This is a genomic window from Paenibacillus sp. CECT 9249 (assembly GCF_918697855.1).
Lineage (GTDB): Bacteria > Bacillota > Bacilli > Paenibacillales > Paenibacillaceae > MSJ-34.
On record NZ_CAKKLI010000016.1, the window covers coordinates 1 to 25,110 of the forward strand.

General features: G+C 48.3%; 21 protein-coding genes and 2 riboswitches. Of the genes, 17 read left to right on the forward strand and 4 right to left on the reverse strand.

Annotated features, from left to right (window positions below; all coding sequences use genetic code 11):
• Positions 1-138: 138 nt before the first annotated feature.
• Genes LQ229_RS13415 through rbsK form a run of 4 tightly spaced genes read left to right on the forward strand, consistent with a single transcriptional unit; the run spans position 139 to position 4,342 of the window.
• Positions 139-1,632, forward strand: coding sequence for a sugar ABC transporter ATP-binding protein (locus LQ229_RS13415; RefSeq protein ID WP_216540337.1), 1,494 nt, complete (start codon positions 139-141; stop codon positions 1,630-1,632).
• Positions 1,632-2,600: an ABC transporter permease gene (locus tag LQ229_RS13420; RefSeq protein WP_216540308.1), complete on the forward strand. Its 969-nt coding sequence runs from the start codon at positions 1,632-1,634 to the stop codon at positions 2,598-2,600. The genes LQ229_RS13415 and LQ229_RS13420 overlap by 1 nt, the downstream gene beginning before the upstream one ends.
• A gap of 30 nt (positions 2,601-2,630) precedes the next feature.
• Positions 2,631-3,380 (forward strand): glutamine amidotransferase, encoded by a 750-nt coding sequence (locus tag LQ229_RS13425; RefSeq protein WP_230191998.1) that lies wholly within the window; start codon positions 2,631-2,633, stop codon positions 3,378-3,380.
• Complete coding sequence (gene rbsK, locus LQ229_RS13430; RefSeq protein ID WP_230191999.1) at positions 3,356-4,342, forward strand: ribokinase; 987 nt, start codon at positions 3,356-3,358, stop codon at positions 4,340-4,342. The genes LQ229_RS13425 and rbsK overlap by 25 nt, the downstream gene beginning before the upstream one ends.
• A 156-nt stretch (positions 4,343-4,498) precedes the next feature.
• Here the strand turns inward: rbsK and LQ229_RS13435 are convergent, their stop codons facing one another.
• The 4 genes from LQ229_RS13435 to LQ229_RS27300 form a co-directional block, all read right to left on the reverse strand.
• Entirely contained in the window at positions 4,499-4,753 is a 255-nt protein-coding gene (locus tag LQ229_RS13435) for a transporter (protein WP_230192000.1), read from the reverse strand.
• Between the two features lie 174 nt (positions 4,754-4,927).
• Positions 4,928-5,050: a hypothetical protein gene (locus tag LQ229_RS27110; RefSeq protein WP_290370033.1), complete on the reverse strand. Its 123-nt coding sequence runs from the start codon at positions 5,048-5,050 to the stop codon at positions 4,928-4,930.
• Positions 5,051-5,094: 44 nt separating this feature from the next.
• On the reverse strand, positions 5,095-5,946 hold the full coding sequence (gene erm, locus LQ229_RS13440) for a 23S ribosomal RNA methyltransferase Erm (RefSeq protein ID WP_230192001.1): 852 nt from the start codon (positions 5,944-5,946) through the stop codon (positions 5,095-5,097).
• Positions 5,947-6,235: 289 nt separating this feature from the next.
• Positions 6,236-6,280 carry an erythromycin resistance leader peptide gene (locus LQ229_RS27300; RefSeq protein ID WP_156177705.1) on the reverse strand — a complete coding sequence of 15 codons (45 nt, stop codon included), beginning with the start codon at positions 6,278-6,280 and terminating at the stop codon, positions 6,236-6,238.
• 563 nt (positions 6,281-6,843) lie between these two features.
• Positions 6,844-6,928: riboswitch (cyclic di-GMP riboswitch) on the forward strand.
• Between the two features lie 42 nt (positions 6,929-6,970).
• A riboswitch (cyclic di-GMP riboswitch) is annotated at positions 6,971-7,055 on the forward strand.
• Between the two features lie 62 nt (positions 7,056-7,117).
• On the opposite strand from LQ229_RS27300, the gene LQ229_RS13445 reads away from it, so the two are divergent.
• From LQ229_RS13445 to LQ229_RS13505, 13 genes are all read left to right on the forward strand, one after another.
• Positions 7,118-7,867 carry a transglutaminase-like domain-containing protein gene (locus LQ229_RS13445; protein WP_230192002.1) on the forward strand — a complete coding sequence of 250 codons (750 nt, stop codon included), beginning with the start codon at positions 7,118-7,120 and terminating at the stop codon, positions 7,865-7,867.
• Between the two features lie 461 nt (positions 7,868-8,328).
• A complete protein-coding gene (locus LQ229_RS13450) occupies positions 8,329-11,730 on the forward strand; it encodes a collagen binding domain-containing protein (RefSeq protein WP_356710721.1) in 3,402 nt (1,133 codons plus the stop codon).
• A 721-nt stretch (positions 11,731-12,451) separates the two neighbouring features.
• Positions 12,452-14,749 carry a glycosyl hydrolase family 65 protein gene (locus LQ229_RS13455; protein ID WP_216540317.1) on the forward strand — a complete coding sequence of 766 codons (2,298 nt, stop codon included), beginning with the start codon at positions 12,452-12,454 and terminating at the stop codon, positions 14,747-14,749.
• 3 nt (positions 14,750-14,752) lie between these two features.
• On the forward strand, positions 14,753-17,044 hold the full coding sequence (locus LQ229_RS13460) for a glycosyl hydrolase family 65 protein (protein WP_216540318.1): 2,292 nt from the start codon (positions 14,753-14,755) through the stop codon (positions 17,042-17,044).
• 65 nt (positions 17,045-17,109) lie between these two features.
• The gene (gene pgmB, locus LQ229_RS13465) at positions 17,110-17,748 is read left to right on the forward strand and encodes a beta-phosphoglucomutase (protein WP_216540319.1); all 639 of its coding nucleotides are present in this window, start codon (positions 17,110-17,112) and stop codon (positions 17,746-17,748) included.
• 279 nt (positions 17,749-18,027) lie between these two features.
• Positions 18,028-18,903 carry a hypothetical protein gene (locus LQ229_RS13470; RefSeq protein WP_216540320.1) on the forward strand — a complete coding sequence of 292 codons (876 nt, stop codon included), beginning with the start codon at positions 18,028-18,030 and terminating at the stop codon, positions 18,901-18,903.
• Between the two features lie 167 nt (positions 18,904-19,070).
• Positions 19,071-19,577 (forward strand): hypothetical protein, encoded by a 507-nt coding sequence (locus LQ229_RS13475; protein ID WP_230192004.1) that lies wholly within the window; start codon positions 19,071-19,073, stop codon positions 19,575-19,577.
• A 55-nt stretch (positions 19,578-19,632) separates the two neighbouring features.
• Complete coding sequence (locus LQ229_RS13480; protein WP_230192005.1) at positions 19,633-19,812, forward strand: hypothetical protein; 180 nt, start codon at positions 19,633-19,635, stop codon at positions 19,810-19,812.
• A 60-nt stretch (positions 19,813-19,872) separates the two neighbouring features.
• A complete protein-coding gene (locus tag LQ229_RS13485) occupies positions 19,873-20,376 on the forward strand; it encodes a sigma-70 family RNA polymerase sigma factor (protein WP_230192006.1) in 504 nt (167 codons plus the stop codon).
• A 1-nt stretch (position 20,377) separates the two neighbouring features.
• The gene (locus LQ229_RS13490; protein WP_230192007.1) at positions 20,378-21,238 is read left to right on the forward strand and encodes a DUF3298 and DUF4163 domain-containing protein; all 861 of its coding nucleotides are present in this window, start codon (positions 20,378-20,380) and stop codon (positions 21,236-21,238) included.
• Between the two features lie 154 nt (positions 21,239-21,392).
• On the forward strand, positions 21,393-23,615 hold the full coding sequence (locus tag LQ229_RS13495) for an MMPL family transporter (RefSeq protein WP_230192008.1): 2,223 nt from the start codon (positions 21,393-21,395) through the stop codon (positions 23,613-23,615).
• 31 nt (positions 23,616-23,646) lie between these two features.
• The gene (locus tag LQ229_RS13500) at positions 23,647-24,087 is read left to right on the forward strand and encodes a hypothetical protein (RefSeq protein WP_216540326.1); all 441 of its coding nucleotides are present in this window, start codon (positions 23,647-23,649) and stop codon (positions 24,085-24,087) included.
• A gap of 204 nt (positions 24,088-24,291) precedes the next feature.
• Positions 24,292-25,107, forward strand: coding sequence for a TetR/AcrR family transcriptional regulator (locus tag LQ229_RS13505; RefSeq protein WP_230192009.1), 816 nt, complete (start codon positions 24,292-24,294; stop codon positions 25,105-25,107).
• Positions 25,108-25,110: the final 3 nt, after the last annotated feature.

The window sequence follows — 25,110 nt, forward strand, 5'->3', positions numbered from 1 at the left end:
GGCATTCCGGAAAGTCCAGTCCCAAATTTATTTTTCAAAGATCAACTGGAAATTTTGAAGGCGGCCGCCAGTCCCCTAGGGGACTGGAAGTAAACTCAAAACTGCCTTCAAGAAATACTATATGAGGTAGGAATTGCTATGTCTTCTACGAGTATATTGGAAATTAAAAACGTAAGCAAAACCTTTTCTGGAGTAAAGGCGCTTTCAGATATCTCCTTTGACGTACGCAAGGGGGAGATCCTGGGTTTAATCGGCGAGAATGGCGCCGGCAAATCAACCTTAATCAAAATTTTGGCCGGCGCGCACCAAAAAGATTCCGGCGAAATACTGCTAAACGGAGAACCTTTTGAAGTCAGGCATCCGATTGAAGCTCAAAATTTGGGACTATCCGTGATTTATCAAGAATTTAATTTAATTCCTAGCCTATCCGTGGTAGAGAATATTTATTTAGGAAAGCTCCCGCTAAAGAACGGTTTGGTAAATTGGAAAAAATTAAAGGAAGATGCCATACAAGTACTGGAGCAGCTTAACTTGGATATTAACGTGATGGAGAAAGTATCCAATCTGTCTGTCGCCAAGCAGCAAATGGTTGAAATCTCCAAAGCTCTGGCCACCAAAGCCAATGTGCTGATTATGGATGAACCTACGGCCACATTAACCGGAGAAGAAACCGAGATTTTGTTGCGTCAGGTGCGTGAGCTGAAAGCAAAAGGAATCACGATTATTTTCGTCAGTCATCGGTTGGAGGAATTATTTAGCGTTTGCGACAGGATCGCGGTATTACGGGACGGTACTTATGTTGGCACGAAAGATACCTGCGATCTTACCAAAGATTCTTTAATTGAAATGATGGTGGGACGACCGTTAGATCAGACTTTTCCGGAGAAAGAGGTTAAGGAATTTAAAGAAGAGGTCCTTGCCGTAAAGGGATTGTGTCGCGGAAAATACGTTAAGAATGTAAGCTTTACCCTTCATAAAGGCGAAATATTAGGTGTTGCCGGATTGGTGGGGGCAGGCAGAACGGAACTGGCGCGCTTAATTTTTGGCGCGGATCGTCCCGATGCCGGCGAAATCTTCCTAAGGTCTAAGGCGGTTACATTTAAATCGCCTCATCAAGCGATTAAGAACGGGATTGGACTTGTTCCGGAGGATAGGAAGAATCAAGGATTAGTTATCGAACTTAGCGTACGCGAAAACGCGATGATGGCAAACTTGGGAAACGCTATTGTCAATGGATTGGTTCATCCGAAGAAAGAAATTGAAATTACGGAAAAGTACATTCAAGAGCTTCAGATCAAAACATCGAATGTGAATCAAATCGTGAAGAGGCTTAGTGGAGGCAATCAGCAGAAGGTAGTGCTAGGCAAATGGATGAACGCCGACACCGATGTCCTCATATTTGACGAGCCGACGCGCGGGATCGACGTCGGAGCGAAGGCGGAAATTTATAAGTTAATTATTAGCATGGCAGGGCAAGGAAAATCAATTATTTTGATCTCATCCGAATTGTCCGAGATTATTGGGTTAAGCGATAATGTGTTGGTGATGTACGAAGGGGAAATAACGGGTACATTATCAAAACATGAGGTAACCCAGGAGCGAATTATGTACCATGCTACAGGAGGACGATAATGGTGGGTGTCGACGCGAAGATCAAGGCAGGATCCGAAGGAGTTTTTCTAAGCCAATTACGGAAAAACATGGGAATTGTCATTGTTTTTATCCTACTTTTCATTACGATGAGTTTATTATCGGATAGTTTTTTAACAGCTTACAACTTATTGAACGTTGCTAGACAAATTACGATTGTTGCGATTTTAGGCATAGGAATGACGTTCGTTATTTTATCCGGAGAAATCGACTTAAGTGTCGGTTCAATTGTTGCCCTGATCGGATGTCTGACCACCGGCTTCATGATCTCAGGCTTGCCGGTAACGGTTTCCATAATTATTGGCTTACTGCTCGGAGTAGCGCTTGGTTTTATTAACGGGTTCGTTACGACCTATGGAAGAATCCCTTCATTTATTGTAACTCTCGGTATGATGACGATTGCAAGAGGACTTTCCTTGGTGTATACCGACGGATATCCGATCAGCAATTTGCCGGAAAGCTTTTCTTTCATTGGAAGAGGCTATATCGGCCCGATTCCCTTTCCGGTTGTCGTGATGGCCGTTTGTTTTATTGTAGGATTTATCGTCTTGAAATACACCAGGTTTGGAAGAAATGTATATGCTCTTGGCGGAAATGAAGAGGCTGCGCGGCTTTCGGGCATCAAAACCAAATCTACGAAAGTTTCCGTATTTGTTATTAGCGGGCTTGCCGCTGCCATCGCGGGAATTATTCTGGCCTCAAGATTAAACTCCGGCCAACCAAGCGCCGGTACATCGATGGAGCTTGATGCGATTGCTGCCGTTGTCATTGGCGGGACAAGCTTCTCCGGAGGGAAAGGGAGTATTATCGGCACGCTGATCGGAGCCCTTATTACCGGGGTGATAAGCAACGGACTGAATTTACTTGGCGTCTCCTCCTATTGGCAAATGATTACGCTTGGTTTAATTATTGTCGGCGCTGTTTGGATTGATCAATTCCGAAAAGAATAAATAGATAACGAACATGTGGAGGGAATCACAATGAAAATATTAGTGGCTGGCGAATCTTGGGTGAAACATATTATTCATATTAAAGGTTTCGATACATTTACAAATTCGGAGTACGCGGAAGGAATTGAGTGGTTTCGCTCTGCTATGGAAGAAGCGGGGATTGAGATGGATTTTATTCCAAATCATGACGCCCCGGAGAAATTCCCAACGACTTTAGAGGAACTCAATCGCTATCATGTTGTTATATTAAGCGATATCGGCTCGAACACTTTACTTTTGTCCAACAGCACATTCTCAAAGTCCGAATTGGCTGTGAACCGTCTTAACTTGATCAAGGAGTATGTAAGCCTTGGAGGGGGATTTGCGATGGTTGGGGGCTACATGTCCTTCCAAGGGATTGATGCAAAGGCCAAATACAAAGACACAGCCATCGAAGAAATATTGCCGGTTACCATGCATCCGTTTGACGATCGCTTTGAAGCTCCGGAAGGTCTGCATATCCATATTGTTTCCCCCGAACATCCGATCTTGGAAGGGATTCATGGAGCATGGCCGCATTTCTTGGGATATAATCGCATTCAAGCAAAGGATTCGGGAACGGTTCTAGCGGAACATAACGGAAACGCATTTCTTGCGGTAGGAGAGTTTGGAAAAGGCAGAACGCTAGCATTTGCAAGTGATTTTGCACCGCACTGGGGTCCGAAAGAGTTTGTCGAATGGCAGCATTATAACCGTTTATGGACCAATAGCGTGAAATGGCTGGCGGCCAAGGAATCGTGAAACCAAATAGGCTGATGAAAAAATTGCTTGTAGTAGGAAGCTATAACGTTGATCTCATTTCTATGACGGACCGCCTTCCGGCTCCGGGTGAAACCGTTTTGGGTTCCTCCTTCTTCACATGTCCGGGCGGAAAGGGGGCCAATCAAGCCGTAGCGGCGGCCAAAATGGGGCAAGATACGACTTTTTTGGCCAAAGTAGGCGCTGACTCTTTTGGAGCGGAAGCTGTTCAGTTTCTCAAAAAACAACATATCAACGCAGATTTGGTTCGACAAGAACAGGGATGCAAAACAGGTACGGCTCAGATTATTGTAAACAGCCAAGGGGAAAATATCATCGTTGTCTCGCCTGGAGCGAATAATTTATTTTCATCCGACGATATGATGAGCAATGAAGCGGTCATCTCTGAGGTTGACGCCATTTTGGTACAGTTTGAAATACCGAAAGAAACGATAGAAACAGCGATACAACTAGCGAAAAAACATAACAAAACAGTTATCGTTAACCCGGCGCCTGTATTAGACTTGGATCAATCCGCCTTGAGGGGAATCGATTACTTAACGCCTAACGAGCATGAGTTGAAATTACTTTCGAAATGTGCAAGTCTGGCTTCCATCCAAGAAATAAAAGAAGCCGGAATGAAAGTAATCAGGGAATACAGTGTCAAGAACCTGATTGTCACGTTAGGAAGCAAGGGAGTTTTATACCAAAGCGAGGAAAAGTCGGTTCTGTATCCTTCTTTTAAGGTGAATGCAATTGACACGTCCGGAGCCGGCGATTGTTTCAATGGCGCGTTCTCTTATTTCCTGCTTCAAGGTTTATCTATGGATGACGTCGTTTTTTATGCCTCTGCCGCTGCCGCGCTCTCGGTAACGAGATTAGGGACGTCAAGCTCATACCCCGATTTACAGGAAGTCATGACTTTCGCTTCGGAACATCAGATCGAAGAGTCGAGACTCCTGTAAGCGGACATACTGATTTTGATTCATGCATGAATAGATACCCCTGCAGCTTGTTGCAGGGGTAAACGACTAGTGTGGACCCGTATGCTAGTGATGCGAGCGGATGGCATGATACGCTCATCGTTGTTTGTGGAATCAACAATATGGCTCTCTAAATTTTTAGTAAAGAGTGGGGATTGGAGGACATGAAACAGACATGATAAGTCTTGGATCAATCCCGTAAAATGCCCAGAATGCGCCATTCCAACGATAACCAGAAACTTCTCCATATTCAACACGTGTTGGATAAAACCAGAAACTTTCCCCATTCCATAACCAAACATAAGTGTAATTTTGTAAGCAGTCGATAATATATGATGTAGCGGTTGGAGTTGGGACGAATGGAGGAGGCGGGGACAGCGGCATAAATGCCATTGGACTTCACTCCTTACAAAGGGTTGTTTGACCTGTACTCTGAATAATTGAACACCTCAGCAAGAATATGTTGAGGTATCATATGCGGGAGCCCGCCCGTTTGCCATTTTCTCCTAGCGCCATTCCAACAATCGCTACCTCCAGTTTCCCACGCCGCCGCATATGCCGTCCGTGTCAAGCTCCAAACCTGCCGTCGACGGCAATCGACGCTCCGGTAACAAAGCGTTCGCTTTCTCCAGCTAGATGAGCAACCATGGCTGCGATATCGTTGACGGACGTAACCGAACAAAAATCCAACTGCCTATTTTAAGGAAGTTGGATTTTTTTCTTCAAAAACGGTCTCATGTCCTCTTGTTTGCTCTTGGCCAATAATGACGCGGTACCATTTGAACCATTGTTTGAAAAACCGTCCCCCATTGTTTTTCATTGAGTGTTCCGATAAGCTGTTCATGGTTCATTTTTAGATTCCTTCTCAAATGCTTCATTTGGGGCGGAGTAAAGATCCCTCGTAAAGCCAAATCGATAGGGCTTTGCGGTTCTTTTAGCGCGTATTCGGCAAGCCCTGCAAAAGCAATGCAATCTTTGGACGCTATAACCGCTTCTTTTTTGCGTGTGATCGTCACCATGGCCGAGTCCACCTTGGGAGGAGGGGAGAAATGATCTCGGGAAATGGTTTTCACCAAGCGAATGTCGAACCGCATTCTCCAAACTAAAACATAAGCATTTTTAATGAAGTTTTGCGTGAATCGTCTGGCCGCTCCTTTTTCCATGACGATGACGCCTCTTTGAAAGCTGCTTGAAGGATGGTTCAGAAGCTTCTTCATAATTGGCGTTGTGATGGCGTACGGAATATTGGAGACAACAACAAACTTTTCTTTGGGCAAACGGATTTTCATCATGTCTTGATGAATAATGATTGTATTTGGATGTTGCGCGGTTTTCCGTTTGAGTATGTCGACAAATTTGGCATCGTATTCCACCGCTAATACCTTTCCGGCTCTTTGATTCAACACAGTTGTCAAGGCGCCCTTTCCAGCTCCCAACTCTAAAACGGTATCTTCGATGCTTATATTCGCTCGATCGACAATTTCATGAATCAACTTCTTGTTATGCATCAAATGCTGGCCGGAAAAATTGGGAGGCTCCCCGCGGCTTAACTTTTTCCCGCTGTACTTATGAATTTTTTTGGTCATATTATCTCCGCCTTTCGCAATTAAAAAAATCACAGGCGATCTGCCTGCGATTCAGAGTAAAGGGAAGAAGACCCATCTTTAATTAAGGGGTTTGCCAAGGTAGCCGTCACCTAATAAACCTTCCTTTTGTCTTGCAAAAGAAGGTAAACAATCCATAAAAAAAGAAAGGCAGAACGATCCGCCTTTCTACACATTACATATTTGCTATGCGAACATGAAGATTATTAAAAAAGGACAGACTGATCCCGTTTACTCCGCCTACGCAAGCAGAGCCTTTGAACGTATTCAATTACCGGTTCAAAGTAGGGAAACGCAGTCTCATTGAATGTGTCACTTTTTAATAATCCTCCTTGAATTTTAAAAAATATAACTATCAATATAAATGGTTTTGCGGAAAAAGTCAACGATTCCATCTTCGATTCAGCTTCGGCGTACGAACACAGCATCTGAATGGCGCTAACGAACTTGAGAAACGCTATAGCCGTAAAATCGATGCCATTTCAAATTCAACGAAACTCCAAGACGTTATTAGAGCGAAATACCGCCGCATTACCTACTATTTTGATGAATAACAATTTCTAGTTTCGTAAGAAAATATAGAAGCTCCATTTCCTTCGAATAACGATGCTAGGTTTCGTAAGCTGTATTTGCGGTATCGCTTGTTCCCGCTCGCTACTTCCCAATATTCCAGTTCCGCCAACTTATGCGGCCCGCCGGGCATATTGGTCCGATATTCGCAGGTAATCTGTTAATTACAAGCGTCAAACAGTGATTTTTTGCATTTCAATCGCTCCTTTTTCATTGATATGGCCTTTTGTTACCCATTTTTCCCAATTCTATACTAAAGCGATAGATTTTAAATGATAGATATGATAGAATATGAGCAACAAAGCGAATTCACGATAATGGCAAACCTGTTGAAAGGCAGGGACGCAAAGCTACAGGGCCTTCTCTTATGATAAGATGGCAGCCAGTTACCGAAGGGACAAGCTTTTTTTGTTTTTCTTCCCCAAAATAAAGCTTTACACGATAATGGCAAACCTGTCGAAAGGCAGGGACGCAAAGCTATAGGGCCTTCTTAACTATAAGATGGCAGCCTGGCCGCCGAAGGGAGTTTTATAGAGTGTGCAAGTTCGTACTGTTTCTATCAGCAGTTTTTATTTTTTGTTCCATGTTGCAAGCAATGCCGGTTCACGCCGAAGAAGGAAGCGCCTGGTTGAATAAAGCCAATGTGAAGGATGGAATTGTAAGCGTTGCATATGATGTGAAAACGGGTGTGAAAACCAAACTCCAGATTGCCAAAGGCGAGGAGAAGTACACCTATACTTTGAAGCCCGGCAAGGTAGACGCCTTTCCTCTTCAATCGGGCAACGGCGAGTACACCGTTAGCGTATTGGAGCATGTCAGCGACAATAAATATCGAGTGATGAAGAAGGATACGATCAAGCTTGAACTGGCCGATAACGCGAAAGTATATCTGAATTCCATTCAGAATGTAAGTTGGAAAGAGGCGAATCAAGCCGTTCGCAAGGCGAAGGAGTTAACCGAAGATCTGACCGCGGATACGGATAAAGTGAAGGCGATCTACAATTATATTATCAACCATATTAAATACGATGATAGTTTGGCAGTTTCCGGGGAGTATGTGCCTCAGATCGATCCGATCTTGACGTCGAACAAAGCGATTTGTTACGGATACGCTTCCTTATTTGCCGCAATGTTGAGAAGCGTCGATATTCCGACTCAATTGGTTATGGGCAAGAGCGAGTATGTCGATACGTACCATGCCTGGAACAAAGTGTATTTGGACCATCAATGGGTGACTATCGATACAACGGTGGATGCGGGTTGGAATGGCAGCAGCACCGCTTTCGACATGATCAAAGACGCATCCAAATATACTGCGACGAAACATTATTAAGATAGGCATGGAAGCCTTGAGTGTGCACTCGGGACTTCTTTTTTACGTTGATTCATTTCTTTTGTGAAATGTACTTATCCAAGAAAAACGAAGGTATGCTTTATCCTTGACGTAATGAAACATAATAGTTATTATAGAGTTTTTAAGTCCGTGTTTAAATCAGAAAATGTCGGATCTTGTGCGGAAACTCAATATAGTTATATGACACTTCTTTTTTTATTCAATTAAAGATAACTAATACCTTTAAAATCTATAATACCGAATCGACGACATATCGCATGAACCATGTTTAGAATTTGTTAAGAGGCGGGGTTTACAATGGGTATGGGTCCATCAATCATGGAGGGAGTTGGTCGTGGAAAGGTTTGGAACAGCCGGACTGACGCTTCAAGGATATTTAAAATAAGATTAGGAGAAATGTTATCAAAATGGGAAAAAAGGCAAGTGTAGTTATCATTGGTTTGTTGCTTATTTTACAAAGTATGTTTGTCGGAGGTGTTGTGCAAGCGGATGAATCGGCAACACCCGAAAGTTTGTTGCTCGTCGAGGCCGGGGAAAATGAAACCGGTACGGTAACGGACGCCGTATACAATCCATCGCCGGAGGAATCGGGCAGCATTTTAACGAAAGTGACCCTTACGGACGAGCAGGGAAATGTTGTTGATACGGTTCTGAATCCGGACAGCCGCTTGGAAATCGGCTCGGCGGTCAACTTATATTACGAATGGGAATTGCCGGATCCACACGGCTACAAAGCGGGAGACAAATTCACGTTCCAATTGCCGCGTCAATTTGAAATTTTCACGGATATCGATGCGCCTCTGACCACGGCCGACGGCGGAACGGTGGGCAACTTTACGGTAGATCGCAGCGGACAGGTAGTGATGACTTTCAACGATTACGTGGAGAATCATTCCCGCGTGAGCGGTACGTTGCAAATCCGCACGGAATTCACCAAAGAGGTTGTCAATGGCAATACGGAAGTTACCATCGTATTCCCGGTGAAGGGCGGGGAGCAAACCGTTACGGTGCAAATCAAGCCCGAGTCCGGAACCGCGTTGGAGAAACGCGGCGATTTGGTCGAGAGCGGCGACATTCAGTGGACGATTGATATCAATAAACAATTAGAAGCGATCAAACATGCGGTTGTGACGGACCCGACACCGGATGGATTGGAATTGATCGCGGATTCCATTAAAGTGTACCGCCTTCAAGTGAACGGCGACGGTTCGACGGCGACGGGAGCCGAGCTCGATCCGCAAGCGTATGCGATCGAAATCGATTCTTCGGGCGCGGGTTTCAAGCTTTCTTTCCGCGACGAAACGATTAATAAAGCTTATCGTGTGCAATATGCGACGCGCGTTGTGGGAGAAGAGACCAAGTTTGCCAACACGGCTACGCTGTCGGGAGAGGACTTGAAAGACGTCTCCGCGACAGCTACCGTTACCGTGAAACGCGGAGAATTATTGGCCAAGAAAGCGGCGAAATACGATCCTGCGACACAAACGATTGCCTGGGAAATAAGATACAACTTCGGCAACAAAAAAATTGATAAAGAAGACGCGTGGTTGCAAGACCGGTTCGACGGCAGGCTGCAATGGATCGACGGTTCGTTCAAGATCTATAAGGGACAAACGAAAGAAGAACTGGACAATGATGCGTACGAATTGAATGTATTGGGAAAACCGGATCAAGATGGGAAGTTGGGTTTCGATCTGCAGTTCAACTCCGACATCGATTCGGCGTACACCATCGTGTATGAAACCAAAGTTACGGATCGGGTAGACGAGAATAAGACAGTCAAGAATCTGGTAACGACGGAAGGCGGCAGCAAGGAGGCCGGCCAACCTCTTGAGCGCGTCATTCTGAACAAATTCAATACGAATGAAAAATACGAACACAAAACCGATTATAACGCAAAAACGACAACATGGACGATTCGGGTCAATTTGGACAAATACCCGATGGACAATGTCGTCGTGAAGGACGTATTTCCGAACGGCGGGCTCGAATTTTTGCCGGAGACGTTGAGAATTGTAACGGCTGACGGGAAAGCCGTTTCCGACAATGATTACACGGTTGTCTCCGAGGATCCGCGCGCAGGTTTCGAAGTTCATTTTAACGGGATCATCACGGATACTTATCTGATCGTGTATGAAACCAAGTTTAATAACGAATGGAAACCGGACAAAACGAAGGCTCCATTTTTGAACAGAGCGATTCTTACTTGGACGGAAAACGGCGAATCCAAAGGGCCGATCGAGAGCGACGCCGAATTTTGGCCTGACACTCTGACGCAACATAACGGCGCCAAAGACGGATCTTACGATGCCGTCGAGAAGAAGATTACATGGAACATCAAGGTCAACTACAACAAAAATACAATCAACCCGGCCAAAGTTATTGACCGGTTGGCCAAAGGGCAAACCTACGTTGAGGGATCCCTCAAAGTGCATGAAATGACTTTGCTGGGCTGGTGGAACGGCGTACAAAAAGGAAAAGAGGTTCCCGCCGACCGCTATACCGCAACGTTGCCCGACAGTCGGAACGATAATACGTTGAGCGTAGAGTTTAAGGATGGCATCGATTCTCCGTATTGGATCACGTTTGAAACATCGCTTCAGGGAGAATTGGTTCCGGCTGCAGTAAACAATAAGGCTGTCCTTCAGAGCGGAAACGAAACGGTCGCCGAGTGGGACGCGAAAGTGCCGATTCCCCACGGCGGCGAATATGTGACCAAGAACGGTAAGCAGAACGGAAACAAAATCGATTGGACCATTCGCATCAACGAAGGGCAATCGCATGTTTCCAATGCCAAAATCGTCGATAAGCCGAGCGATAACCAAATTTTAATCGAGGATTCCTTCCGTTTGTACGCCACAACGGTAAACGAGAAGGGCGACATCGCCAAGGCCGAAGAGTTAATCCGAGACACGGATTATACGCTGAAGATTACAAGAGAGGATAACGACGAAGAAAGATTTGAGTTGGTCTTCTTGAAGGATATCGATTCGGCTTACATTTTGGAGTACCAGTCCTTTATTAACGCTCCGGACAAATCCAAGGTCAGCAATACGGTTTCCTTCGAAGGGGAACAAATCACGACCGAAACAAGAGAAACGACGGAGGAAATTATCGTCCGCACATCTTCCGGCTCGGGTTCAGGCGGCGGTGTTACGGGAAGCTTGGAAGTAACGAAGACGGATAAGGCGGATTCGTCCAAAAGGTTGGCGGGAGCCAAATTCGCTTTATATGATGCAAAAGGCGAACGGACGCCTATCGTTCGAACGACGAATGAAGAAGGAAAGATCCTGTTCTCTAAGTTGTTGTACGGCGAGTATATTTTGGAGGAGTTGGCCGCTCCGGACGGTTACGTCATCGACGATGCCAAGATCAACATCACCATTGTTTCGAGCATTGCGCAAGACGCATTCGTCAAGAAAATTACGGTAACGAACAGCAAAAAGAGAACGCCGGTCGATCCTGGCAATCCTTCGAATCCGGGAAATCCAGGCAACCCGCAAGAACCTGGCGGATCTACAACGCCGCCGGGAACGAGCACGCCGGCCGATCCGGATCCGGTGAATCCTCCGGCAGAGACGGAAGAGATTGACGACGAAGAAACGCCGCTCGGAGGAGTAGACCCGGAAGAGCCGCCGGCAGATCGGCCGGAAGACCCGTTGGTCGAAGTAGACGATGAGAACATACCGCGCGGCGGTGTCGACGAAACTCCCAAGGGCGACAAGCCAGGGCCTCTGCTCCCGAAAACGGGAGAGGACAGTCATTGGCCTTTCTATGCGACAGGTCTGGCATTGATCGTTCTGGGCGGTTTCATGGGACGAAAACGTACGAAACAGCAATAAAGGTTGAATTTCCCCTTTCCCGGCGGAAGCCGGGGGAGGGGGTTTTTTTTATGATCTCTCCCCTGTGGCCAATGATTTGAGAAACCCGAGCGCGGCTTGTTCTATGATTGGGAACGAAAGTGCCTCTGCCCCGTAAAACCGCACCAATCGCAGACAATAAGGAATTTTCGCTCCCTTATAAGGCACTTTGATAGTCGATCCGCATCACAACGATTTTCGCAGACACGCCATTTTCAACCACCTGCGAAAAGACATCTTTTTCTCGCTTCGGTGGGGGGACGGCACGAAAATTTCCGGATGATCGCGGGCTTTTTTTCCTAACCGTTCGCGATGACGGACACAGGATCCCTTATTTTTGCCCAAATACCCCTTTTTCGGCATGTTGCGGACACAGGATCTGTTATCTGTGACAAAACGCCCGATTTGGACCCGTTTCGGGGCAATTAGCGGAAGGTGTGTCCGTCAATCACCGCAATAACGCTCATTTAGCCAATATAAGGGAACTAGGGTCCGCCGGAAGTGCAAGACGACGCAGCTTTTTCGCAGAAACCATTCGCGATACGAACAGAGAATAATCAGCTCAATTCAGTAAGATCGCACATAAACTCGTTAGACCTGGACATTCGTGTAATGCTTTCTTTTGGCTAATCTGAATGGGTAGACATAACGGCGTTTTGCTTTGATTGGAACAGAACACCAATACAAGAGGGAGAGATCGGATATGCCGAAGATTGCGGACAAATATTTAGCAGTTGATCCATGGAAGATTATAGAGGAGGGATTCGATCCGGAACGAAACCGGGTGTCGGAATCTATTTTCTCGTTAGGCAATGAATATATGGGGGTTCGCGGCTATGTCGAGGAAGGCTATAGCGGGGATACATTATTAGGAAGCTATTTCAACGGGTTATTCGAGGAGAGCGAAGTTGGAGCGCATTATAAGGGGATCATCCGGTCGCTGCGTTTCATGGTTAACGGAGTAGACTGGCTGTATACGCGCATTACAATCGACGATGAAACCTTTGATATGGGAACCGCCGCGTTCTCCGATTTCCGCAGGGAGCTGGATTTCAAGCGGGGAATCTATTCGCGGCAACTCGTCTGGCATCTGCGGAACGGGAAGAGCGTACAGCTTACATTCGAACGGCTGATCAGTATGCGAGTATCGAATTTGGGCTGCCAACGGATCGTGCTGAAGCCGTTGAACTTCTCCGGTGCGGCTCGCATTATCGCCGGATTGGATTTCTCGACCATCCATGAGGATCGGAATTTCAGGTACTGGGAGAGCGTGAAGCAAGGCAGTAAGCAGGGAATTTCCGCCATGCTCGGACAAACGGCCAACACCCGCAACCGCCTGTTCTCAAGCTATAGGCTGGATTTGCCGAAGACAGCCGAGAGCGTGCCGGTAAGCGAATATAATTTCACGGGCCATGATATTTTGTTGGAGCTAAAGAAAGGCGAACCGGCTGTTCTCGATAAGCTGGTGATCAATGTTGCGAATAAAGAGCCGGAGCGGAGCCACGAGGACGTCTGGGACGAAGGGATGAAGCTGGCCGAGCGGTATGCCGGGGTGAATTACGAGTCTGCGGCAGAGGAGCAGGAGCGGTATTGGGCGCAAGTGTGGGAGCATTCCGACATCGTCATCGACGGGGATCCGGACAATCAGCAAGGGATTCGCTTTTGTATCTTCCAATTGTATCAAACCTATCATGGCGATAATCCGGGCTTCAACATCGGAGCGAAGGGGCTGACCGGGGAAGCCTACCGCGGTCTGGCCTTCTGGGATACGGAATCGTATTGCCTGCCTTTCTATATTTTCAACAATCCGAAGGCGGCGCGCAGCTTGCTGGAATTCCGCTACAAGACGCTGCCGCATGCGTTGGAACGGGCGAAGGAGCTTGACTGCGAGGGGGCGTTCTATCCGATCGCGACGATCGACGGAACGGAGAGCTGCGATCTGTGGCAGCATTCCAATTTGCAGCTTCATGTAGGTACGGCAGTGGCATACGGGCTCCGCCATTATGTGAATATGACGGGTGACAAGGCGTTTCTATATGAGAAGGGGCTGGAAATGCTCATTCAGATTAGCCGTTTCTATGCGTCCCGGGGACAGTGGGGCCAGAAGAGCGGGAAGTATGGCTATTTCGGAGTCATGGGGCCGGATGAGTTCCAGCTCATGGTGAACAACAATTGCTACATCAATCTGATGGCGAAGAAGATGTTCGAGTTTACGCTTCAGACCATTGCCGAGATGGAGGAAGCGGATCGGCCCGCCTTTGCCGGTCTGTCGGACCGTCTCGGATTGACGGTACAGGAACGGCTGGATTGGAAGAACAAGGCCGACAACATGAAGATTCCGTATGATGAGGAGACGGGAATTTATGAGGAGCATGACGGGTTTTTCGATATGCCGCATCTCGACATTCATTCGATTCCGGTTACGGAATTTCCGCTCTATTCGCATTGGTCGTATGATCGGCTCTATCGCTATGACATGATCAAGCAGCCGGACGTGCTAATGTTTATGTTCCTGTACAGCGGGGAGTTCTCTCTTGAAGCCAAGCGGGCCAATTACGATTATTACGAGGCGAGGTGTATCCACGAATCGTCCTTATCGCCGTCGATTCACTCTATTCTGGCCGCAGAGATCGGCAGGCAGGAGGAGGCCTACAAGTTCTTCGAGTTTGCGACAAGGCTTGATCTGGACAATTACAACCGCAATACGAGAGAGGGGCTGCATACGACTTCGATTGCGGCTGCCTGGATGAATATCGTGTACGGATTCGGCGGTATGCGCTCCGACGGGGATAAGCTGCTCTTCAACCCGAGCATTCCGGAGCGGTGGAATCAATATTCCTTCCCGATCACGTACGGGGGCACGCAACTTGCGGTTGAAGTGGACCGGCAGCAGGTGAAAATTAGCGTGCGCAGCGGCGATCCCGTCGAGATCAACGTTTATGGCCAGGATTATATTGTGGGTCCGGCAGGCATCGAGCTGAGTCTGGAGAAGGTGGGGTAAGCGATGAACTGGATTATTCGGGAGAACGGCTTCGATAAGGAACGGATAGCGGCGAACGGCAATAAATTTATGATCGGCAACGGTTATATGGGGTACCGCGGGACGCTGGATGAGTTCGCTCGCTCGGAGTTGACGGCAACGATTCCGGCCGGTCTATATGACAAAGTAGGCGATCAATGGCGCGAGCCGATCAATGCTCCTAACGGGCTGTCGACCAGAATCGTATGCGACGGCAAGCCGCTAAGCGTACTTGAGCTTGAGCCGCTTGCGCATGAGCAGGAGCTGGATATACGCCATGGCGTACATCGCCGCAAGACGGTCTATCCGGCAGCGGACGGCCGGACCGTTACGGTCGAATCCGAACGCTTCTGCAGCATGGAACGCCTTCACCTGCTCGCAAACCGCGTGTCGGTCACTTGCAGCAAGCCGAGCGAGCTCATCATCACAACCGGAATTGACGGTCAGGTATGGGATATTAACGGCCCTCATTTGGAGCGGATGGAAAGTGCGGAGCAAGAAGATACGCTGACTTTGACCGGATGGACGCATGAGCTGAACATGCCGGTGTCGGTTGGCCATACGCTTGCCTGTTTGTTCGGGGAGCGTCGCAGCCTCGCCCTCGATCATTTTCTTGGCAGGGAGATTCGTCTGGCGGCACAAGCCGGAGAGACTTATACTTTCGTTACCTATGTTTCCGTATTTACCGGGTTGGATGGGGAAGCGGATTGCGCCGCCGCAGCGGCAGAGGCCAGCCGGGAGGCCGCTGCGGCAGGGTACGAAAGTCTGCTTGCAGAGCATGCAGCCCGGTGGGAGCGGAAATGGAAGCTCTCCGATGTGCGAATCGAAGGGGACGACGAAGCGCAGCTCGCTTTGCGTTATAGCCTCTATCAGTTGCATATTATCGCTCCCGGCCATTCGGAGAAGCTGTCTATTCCGGCGCGGGGCTTATCGGGTCAAGTATATAAAGGGGCTGTTTTCTGGGATACCGAAATGTTCATGCTGCCTTTCTTCTTGTACACCCAGCCGAGCATCGCCCGCAATCTGATGATGTACCGCGTCCATACGCTGGATGGAGCGCGCAGGAAGGCGGCGGAATACGGCTATGCCGGAGCTTTCTATGCTTGGGAGAGCCAGGAGACCGGCGATGATGCCTGTACGTTGTTCAATGTGAACGATGTATTCACCGGACGTCCGATGCGTACCTATTTCCGCGATAAACAGGTGCATATTAGCGCGGATGTAGCTTATGGCATATGGCAGTATTTCATCTTTACCGGAGATGACAGCATCCTGCTGGACGGAGGGGCGGAAGCGGTTCTGGAGTGCGCCCGCTTCTTCTATTCATACGCTTACTATAACCCTTATCGATCGCGATACGAAATTTTGGATGTTACCGGGCCGGACGAATATCACGAGCGGGTCAACAATAACGCGTTTACGAATGCGATGGCGAAACGCTGCCTGAATATCGCGCTGGAGGTCCTGGCTTATCTGCAGGACAAATATCCGGGCCTTGCCAAGTCTCTTACGGCAGGCGGCAGGATCGCGACGGAGCAGCTTCGCGACATGCATGATCGTTTATATATTCCGCAGCCTGCGGAAGGGAGCGGAGTGATCGAGCAGTTCGACCGGTATTTTGCCTTGGAGGACGTTACGCTTGCGCAATTGAAGTCCAGAATATTGAACCGGCACGAGTATCTGGGCGGGGGGAACGGACTGGCTACGACGACGCAAATTTTGAAGCAGGCGGACGTTGTCCTCATGCTGCATCTGTTCAAGGATGAGTATAGCAGGGGGATGAAACGGAGCAACTGGGAGTATTACGAACCCCGTACCGAACACGGCTCAAGCCTTAGCTATTGCATTTACGCCCTTGTCGCTGCGGATATCGGCTTATCGGACTGGGCCTACCCTTACTTCAAACGCACGGCAACGATCGATTTGACCGGCGATTCCAAACAGTACGTCGGCGATTTGTATATCGGAGGAACGCATCCTGCGGCGAACGGAGGCGCATGGATGGCTGCCGTGCTAGGTTTCGCCGGTTTGCGCTTCGACGGGCAGGCCGTTACGATTGCACCGTCATTGCCGGCGGCGTGGAGGGCGGTAAGCTTCCCGCTTCAGCTTAGGGGAGCCGGTTTCATCGTTACGATCGAAACGGGTCAAGTGAGGGTGGAAGCTTCGGAAGATAACCAGGCGGCGATGGAATTCCGCATTGAACGCCGGAACGATGCGGGGGATAGGGAGAGCGCCATGGTGGCACCCGGGCAGCATATGTCTTTTTCCTACAAATGATGCGTTAACAAGTGGACGCAAAGGACCGTAGTCATTGATGATTTCTTGATAGAGGAGAGAACGGCATGTTGGAAACGATGAAAGGCGCTATCTTTGATTTGGACGGAGTGATCGTGGATACGGCGAAATACCATTATCTGGCCTGGCGCTCGCTGGCTAACCGGCTTGGCTTTGAATTTACCGAAAGGGACAACGAGCGGCTCAAAGGGGTTAGCCGGATGGAGTCGCTGCAAATTTTGCTTGAGGTGGGCGGCGTGGAAGCGGATGAGGCCGAGCGTCAGCAAATGGCCGATATGAAGAATAAGGAATATGTCGGGTATATTTCCCGGTTGGAGCCTTCGGAAATATTGCCGGGCGCGAAGGAGTATTTGCAGCAGCTGCGCAGGCAGGGCGTGAAGATTGCGCTCGGCTCCGCCAGCAAGAATGCGGCTTTCATTCTTGAGCGGCTGGGCATCGCGACGTTGTTCGACGCGGTGATAGACGGCACGAAGGTGTCCAAGGCGAAGCCGGACCCGGAGGTGTTCCTGGCGGCCAGCGCGGCGCTTGGACTGGCTCCGGCCGACTGCGTCGTGTTCGAGGACGCGGCGGCGGGAGTTGAAGCCGGTAAAGCGGCAGGCTGCGGCGCGATCGGCATCGGCAGCCCCGATATTTTATCGGCGGCGGATTGGGTGATCGGCGGCCTCGATGAGTTGGTCCGTGAATAGCAGGTATAGGCACAGAGCGGATTGATAAGATTGAGAAATATGTCAAATTCATATGAGTGATTAAAGATAAGCAGCTTCGGACATAAATGCCGGAGCTGCTTTTGACCGATACTTTCGGATTACGTTATTTATAGGCAAAAAGAATCATTTTTCCGGGAAATGCTTGTACGCCGTGTGTTGTTATAATACGATCAGACCAAGTCGATTGTTCGTTAAAACGAACGAAAAGATCTAAAAAACGAACAAGATCAAATCACAACGATAACGGAGGGAAGTGCAATGAAATTATCGAAGGCGATGATGGTATCGGTTCTGTTGGGGAGCGTCTGCTTGCTGGGCATCGGCTGTACGGATCAGAAACAGGGCGCGGCCGGAACGTTGGGACAAGCCGAAAAGACCGGTGGCGAAATCCGCATTCCACACAATGAGCATTTGCATCTGTCCACCGACAAAAAGTGGATCAACCGGGAGGGGCATCAATCCGACCTGATCAGGCTGCAATGGACGGCGGATCGAGCCAAGCCGGCGATCGTCTGGGCCGACGAGAACGACCATGATAAAACGGCGATTATTTCCCATGACAAGGCCAACAATCCGGAGCAGCACGACCATAAACATCTCTCGTTCGAGACGACAATGTCGCCAAACGGACAATATGCGAACCAGCTCTTCACCCGGTTTGAAATTCCCTATGACACCGACGTGAGCGAGATCCGCACCCATTCGTCAAACTTCAATGTGATGAGCGGCATTTTGCGGGTAGCGGGGGAAACAGGGACGAACCGTGACCTTCAGTTCAGCGTAGCCGGCAAGGATAATGAGACGAAGCCGAGATGGGCCGTCCGGGCGAACAGCTCGAAGGAAGCGGGGAGCAATACGGGGGCCGACCTGCAGTTCGTCCGTTACGGCGATGACGGCAACCCGGTCGAGTCCGTGATCACCCTGCAGCGTGGCGAGGGCAATGTCGGGATAGGTGTGAATGACCCTGACACCAAGCTTGACGTAAACGGAGACAAGCTGCGCATCCGCGACAAACATACGCCCGCTTCGTCGACCGAACCCTGCAGTCAGGGGCAGATGGCTTGGGACGACCAATATGTATATGTTTGCGTTGCGCAAAACAGTTGGAAAAGGACGGCTCTATCGACCTGGTAGCATTAGCTCATAAAAAGAAAAAAATAAGTCATCCGTCGTGCGTCCCACTATGTGGGGCTTTTTGTCGTTTTTAAAGGCATACTTATCGGGAGAATGATTCACCTCGAAGATCGTCTGCGGATTCATACGAATGGATTACGGCTATAGGCGATTCGGTTATACTCGGTGTGAAGCCCCAACTGAAAGAATTTCTGCCCGGCATCGTTATTGACGGTAAAGTGGGTCGGCAAATGTCCGATGCGCTTGAAGATACAAAACAACTCGAATCGGATCGGAAATTGGGAAAGGTGGTTATCATTGAACTTGGAACGAATGGACCGTTCTCGTCCAAAACATTGAACGGTGTACTGGACAGCCTGGGGGACGAACGACAGATCATGCTGGTCAACACTCGTGTACCGCGAAAGTGGCAAGCTACTGTGAACGAAATGCTGGCACAAGCCGCCGAAGATCGTGCCAACGTCACGCTGATTGACTGGTATTCCTACAGTGCGGATAAAGCGGATTGGTTTGCCGGGGACGGTGTCCATCTGAAAACGGAGGGAGCCGAGGCCTACGTTTCGCTGATTGCTGACTCAATCGAGAGCATCTCAATGAATACATCCGAACGAAGACCGGAAACAAACTTTTTAGTTGTCTCGCACGTCTTGCATAATGTAAGGCTATCGAAATAGGAGATGGAGGATTAGAAATGAAAAATCAACACGTAAAGAAAGTTTCAGTTTTAAAGTGGACGATATGATTGTAACAGTCCCTCAAGGAGGAAACGGCGGATACGTGAATCATCTTGTCGTGGCTTGGGCAGACAATAAACTCAAAGCTGTTTTTGACGATCATCAGGAATTCAGCGCCAATCCTGGGGCAAATAGCGATTTGGACATGAAAAAGTCTTTCGCACTGCTAAAATAAAGTAAGTTTTTTTCGGTTAACCGACAAAATTTGATACGCGTATTAAAGGGAGTTTTTTAAATGGATTCCACGTTAGAGAAATTACTCGTTTGTTTTATAACGGAAAACAAGGAGAATGTGTATCGATTGGCCTTCAGTTATGTGAAAAATGCGGAAAATGCTTTGGATATTGTTCAGGAATCTATCCATAAGGCTCTGGCATCGTCAACAACCTTAAAATCGGAAGGTTCGATGAAAAGCTGGTTTTACAGGATCGTGGTGAATACATCGCTCGATTTCCTAAGGAAACAGAAGAGGGTTCAGCTTGTAGACGATAAGACATTGGAATTGCATAGTCCGGCAAGGGAAGATGCCTACCCGGACATTGATCTCGAGAAGGCTATGGATGAATTGCCCCATCCTTATCGGACTGTGATTGTTCTTCGATATTTTGAAGATTTAAAAATTGAAGAAATTGCGGAAGTGATGAATGAAAACGTCAGTACTGTAAAAACGCGATTGTATCAAGCGCTTCGCAAACTTCGCATTCAAATGAACAGCGAAATGTTGGAGGAGGTAAAGTAAGATGAGCGAACAACTGGAACAATTGAAAAGAAAATATAAGAATACGCCTATTCCCGATGAATTGGATTTCGTCGTGAAGAAAGCCCTGCAGCAAAGAAAGAAAAGACGTGTGAGCATGATGAAACCTCTTGTTGGGGTCGGAGCGGCGGCTGTGATCTTGATAGCAGGAATTAATGCCAGTCCCGCCTTTGCAAATGCCTTATCGGAAGTGCCGTTGGTCGGCTCGCTTGTTAAGGTGCTCACTTTTACAGAATTTCAAGTAGATGAGGAGACCGCCAAAGCCGATATTAAAGTGCCTGCCGTTACGAACATGGAAAATAAAACGTTAGAAGCCGCCTTAAACAACAAATATCTCGAAGAAAGCAAAAAACTGTATAACGATTTCACGGCTGAGATGGAGGAGTTAAAGAATAACGGCGGAGGTCATGTAGGTGTAGAAAGCGATTATGTAATCAAAACCGACAATGATCAGATCCTCGTCGTAGGAAGATATGTCGTAAATACGGTTGGTTCATCCTCGACAATATTTTCATACGACACGGTAGACAAGAAAAATCAACTTTTGATCACCTTGCCGAGTTTATTTAAAGACGATAGCTATATCAGCTTAATTACCGAAAATATTAAGGAACAGATGAGAGAGCAGATGAAGGCGGACCCCGAAAAGGTTTATTGGGTAGAAGGTCCAATGAGTTTTGAAACCATTGCAAAAGATCAAAGTTTTTACATTAACGATCAAGGCAAACTGGTCATCTCCTTTGATAAATACGAAGTCGCCCCAGGGTATATGGGCGTGTTGGAATTTGTCATACCGACCGATGCGATTGCCGATGCATTAGTAAGCAATGAGTATATCAAATAAAAAATATCGATATTGTATAGCGAACGACCGTTCCTTTTCTTGGGGACGGTCGTTTTGCGGCGGCTTTGCCGCATTTGTAATGCTCCGTTCATCGTCCGTTCATATTCCTGTCCTACAATCATGGCAGACTCAGAACAGGAGGTTATAAGTCGGAATGGATCGTTTTTTTCACCGTTGGGCCCGGATGGTCAGCAGCCCAAGAGGCGCCAAAATCGTTATCGCTTGTTGGCTGATCGTTATTCTCGCTCTAAGCGCTCTCGCTCCGGGGTCAAAGCCTTATGCGGTCAGCAGTGGGGAAGGAAGCGTGCGCGACAATACCCCATCAGCCGCTGCGCAAGCGATTATGGACGAGTATTTTCCGTCCAATGACGGATTGGTGGCTCTGCTCGTATTTCATAGTCAAGAGAAGATGCCGACCGAAGATCGTGAGAAGATCAAGCAGATTAGCGAGTGGCTGGCTTCGGAAGACAAGCCGCGGCATGTCGCGAGCGCCCTGCCGTTTCACCGGTTTCCCGAAGCCGTTCAAGACAAGATGTTCTCGGAAGACCAGTCAACTCTGCTGCTGAATGTGGCTTTGGAAAAAGATCTGGAATCCAGTCAAATCTACGATACTTTGAAGGAAATCAGAAGCCACGTTGAGCAAATTAAGGGGACAGGTCTGCAATTTGAAATTACAGGCCCGGCCGGAATTGCGTCGGATACGATTACCCTCTTTAAAAATGCGGATTTCGTATTGATGCTGGCCACGATCGGGCTGATTCTCGTTATCCTGATCTTGATTTACCGTTCCCCGCTTCTTGCGTTACTCCCGTTACTCATTGCGGTCATGGTCTATCAGGTCGTGGATCGTGTGTTGGGAATCGCAGCCATGAACGGATGGTTTGTCATTGACAAACAAGCATTGTCCATCATGATGATTCTGCTCTTCGCCGTCTTGACCGATTATTGCTTATTCGTGATTTCCCGATACCGGGAGGAACTCAAGAAAATCGGTTCCAAGTATGATGCCATGAAGGTCGCTATGGCTCAGGTGGCGGAGCCGATTCTGTTCAGCGGAGCTACGGTTTTTATAGCCATGCTCACATTGTTTACTGCGGTCTTCAAGCCTTATCATCATTTTGCCCCGGTTTTTTCGGTCGCGGTGTTCGTCATGCTGATTGGAGGTTTAACGCTGATCCCCGCCTTATTTGCTCTGATCGGGAGAAAAGTGTTCTGGCCTTTCGTTCCCAAACTGCAGGATGAGGCGGTCAAGCCGAAAGGCTTCTGGACCGGCATGGGTGCATTTGTCACTAAAAAACCGGCGGCGACAGCAATCGTATTGCTGCTGCTGCTCGGCGCATCTTCCTTCAACATCGGCAATATGAGCTATTCGTTTAATTTGATGAAATCCTTCCCCGAAGATATTTCTTCACGGCAAGGCTTTGAAATATTGGAGGACCGTTTTCCTCCGGGGAAACTCGCACCGGTTTCCGTCGTGCTGCATTCGGACAAGGAGATAGAACTGACGGAGTCCTTTGTCAACAAACTGGCGGCTCTCACAGAATCGCTTCAAAGCGAGGATGGTATTTATGAGATCAAACCGGAGATAACATCTGATTTGGCCAAACCGGATGCGTCTCTGCCCAGAAACTTTATGGCGGAATCCCGAACGGCCGTCAAACTGCAAGTAACCTTGAAGGATAATCCTTACGACCCGGCCGCTTTGGATTTGATAGAAGGGCTTAGGGGGAAGAGCGCCGCATTATTGAAAGACAGCGGACTGGACCCGTCTCGTTATTCCCTGTACTATGCGGGGCAGACTGCGGAGCAAGCGGACGTACGCACGATGAATCAACGCGATATTCTGGTCGCCTTCTCGCTGATTACCCTGTTTATTGCGATCATGCTCGCCTTGCAGACGAGATCGATTTTACTGGCAGTTTATATGATGGCAACCATCCTGTTATCCTATACAGCGACGATGGGGCTGGGCTGGATAATCTTTCACAACGTTCTCGGGTACGAGGCGGTCAGCTACCGTCTGCCGGTCTATACTTTTGTGTTCCTTATTGCTTTAGGCGTTGACTACAACATTATGCTCGTGTCCCGGATCAAGGAGGAAGCGAGAAAATACGAATGGAGAGAGGCCGTCCGCAGGGGAGTCTCGAGAACCGGAAGCGTCATTTCTTCGGCGGGGATTATTCTGGCTGCCACCTTCTGCGTTCTGATTACACAGCCGCTTCAGGAGCTGTTCTTGTTCGGAATGACCATGACGCTGGGGATTTTGACGGATACGTTTCTCGTTCGCGGGATGCTGCTTCCTTCCATACTAAGCCTGTCTGGCGGTAAAGGGAAAAATGTTCAGGAAACCAAAGTAAATACAACTATTGGAGAGTAATTTCACAGGAGTAAAGGAAGGAGGTAACAAAATGTTCGGATTTTGGTTGTTTCTGCATCTGGCCGGTTTGTTCCTGTGGCTAGGTGCGCTCTTGGCGAAAACGGTCGTGCTCGGCATGTTGCAAAAGCAATTAGGCTCGGAGACGGGCAACACGTTGGCCCAAAGGGTTATCCGCACCTTCAGTCTGTTCGCTCATCCCGGCGCCGTTCTGGTTCTAATCAGCGGAGTATTCCTTATTATACAGATGGGCTTGGGAAAGGGTAAGCCTGTTTGGCTGGAAGTCATGGAAAAGGGCGGGGGGATGATCATCATTCTCGCTCTGATCATTACCGGAATATGGGGAAGCAAGGTGAGAAGACGCCTTCGTGACGGTTCAGCGCAAGCCGTCAAGCTAAACGGTTATTTGACGGTTCTGGCCGGCTTTATGGTGCTGATATTAGGGGTCGTGCTGGTTGTCAGTCTGAGAATATAAAGCTTCGGAATCGATGAGACGGTTGCCCCTGTCAGGGGCAGCCTTTTTTTATGGCTTCATCGCTATCGCTCGTGGCTAATTTTCCAAACCGAACATCTTTGTAACACTCCATTCATTTTCCGTTCATTATCCTTTCGTTAAAAATATGGTATACTGTTTATAGGATAAACAATTTTTTTCGTTGGAGGACTGGGGGGAGCAATCGTGGCGAAAGACGACGAAATAGATGAAATAGAAGAAATAGCGAAAAACTTGCCCAAAGGCGCGGCGATCAGCTGGGGGTTGGTAAAACCGCCGCAGCGGGGACCGAAGCGGGAGATGAGCATTTCCCAAATTGTCGGGAAAGCGGTAGAAATTGCGGATCAAGACGGTCTCTCCGCTGTGTCCATGAGCCGGGTCGCAGCGGAATTAGGATATACCGCGATGTCGCTGTACAGATACATTCCAAGCAAAGAGGACCTGCTTCTACTCATGCAAGAGGCTGTAAGCGACATCCCTATTCCGCCTGAGGAAGACGAAAAGGATTGGCGCGAATCCATGCGCGATTATACTAGTGCATGCATTAAAATTTTTACGGATCATCCTTGGTTTGCGGAAATTCCGATTACCGGCACACCGATTGGTCCGAACAACCTGAAATTTGTTGATTGGATGCTTCGGGCGATGAAGAATTTTCCGTTCAACGAGCACGAGAAAATGGCCATCGTTCTTTTGATCAGCGGTTATGCGCGTTCGATGGGGATTCTGCACCGCGATATGAATCGCGCATTTCAGGCCGGATGCACTCCCGAACAGTTCAGCGGCGTCAATTATAGCGCGGCGCTCAAGAAGCTCGTTCGTGCGGATCAATATCCGTATTTGCATCCTATTGTCATGTCGGGCGTATATGCCGGCGAACATGAAAACGAGGATGCCGCATTGAACGATTTGGATTTCGGGTTGGAACGGATTCTTGACGGCATCGAGTATTATCTTCACGCAAAGTTGCAAGAGGAATCGCAAGACAATCAGGGAAAATAACAG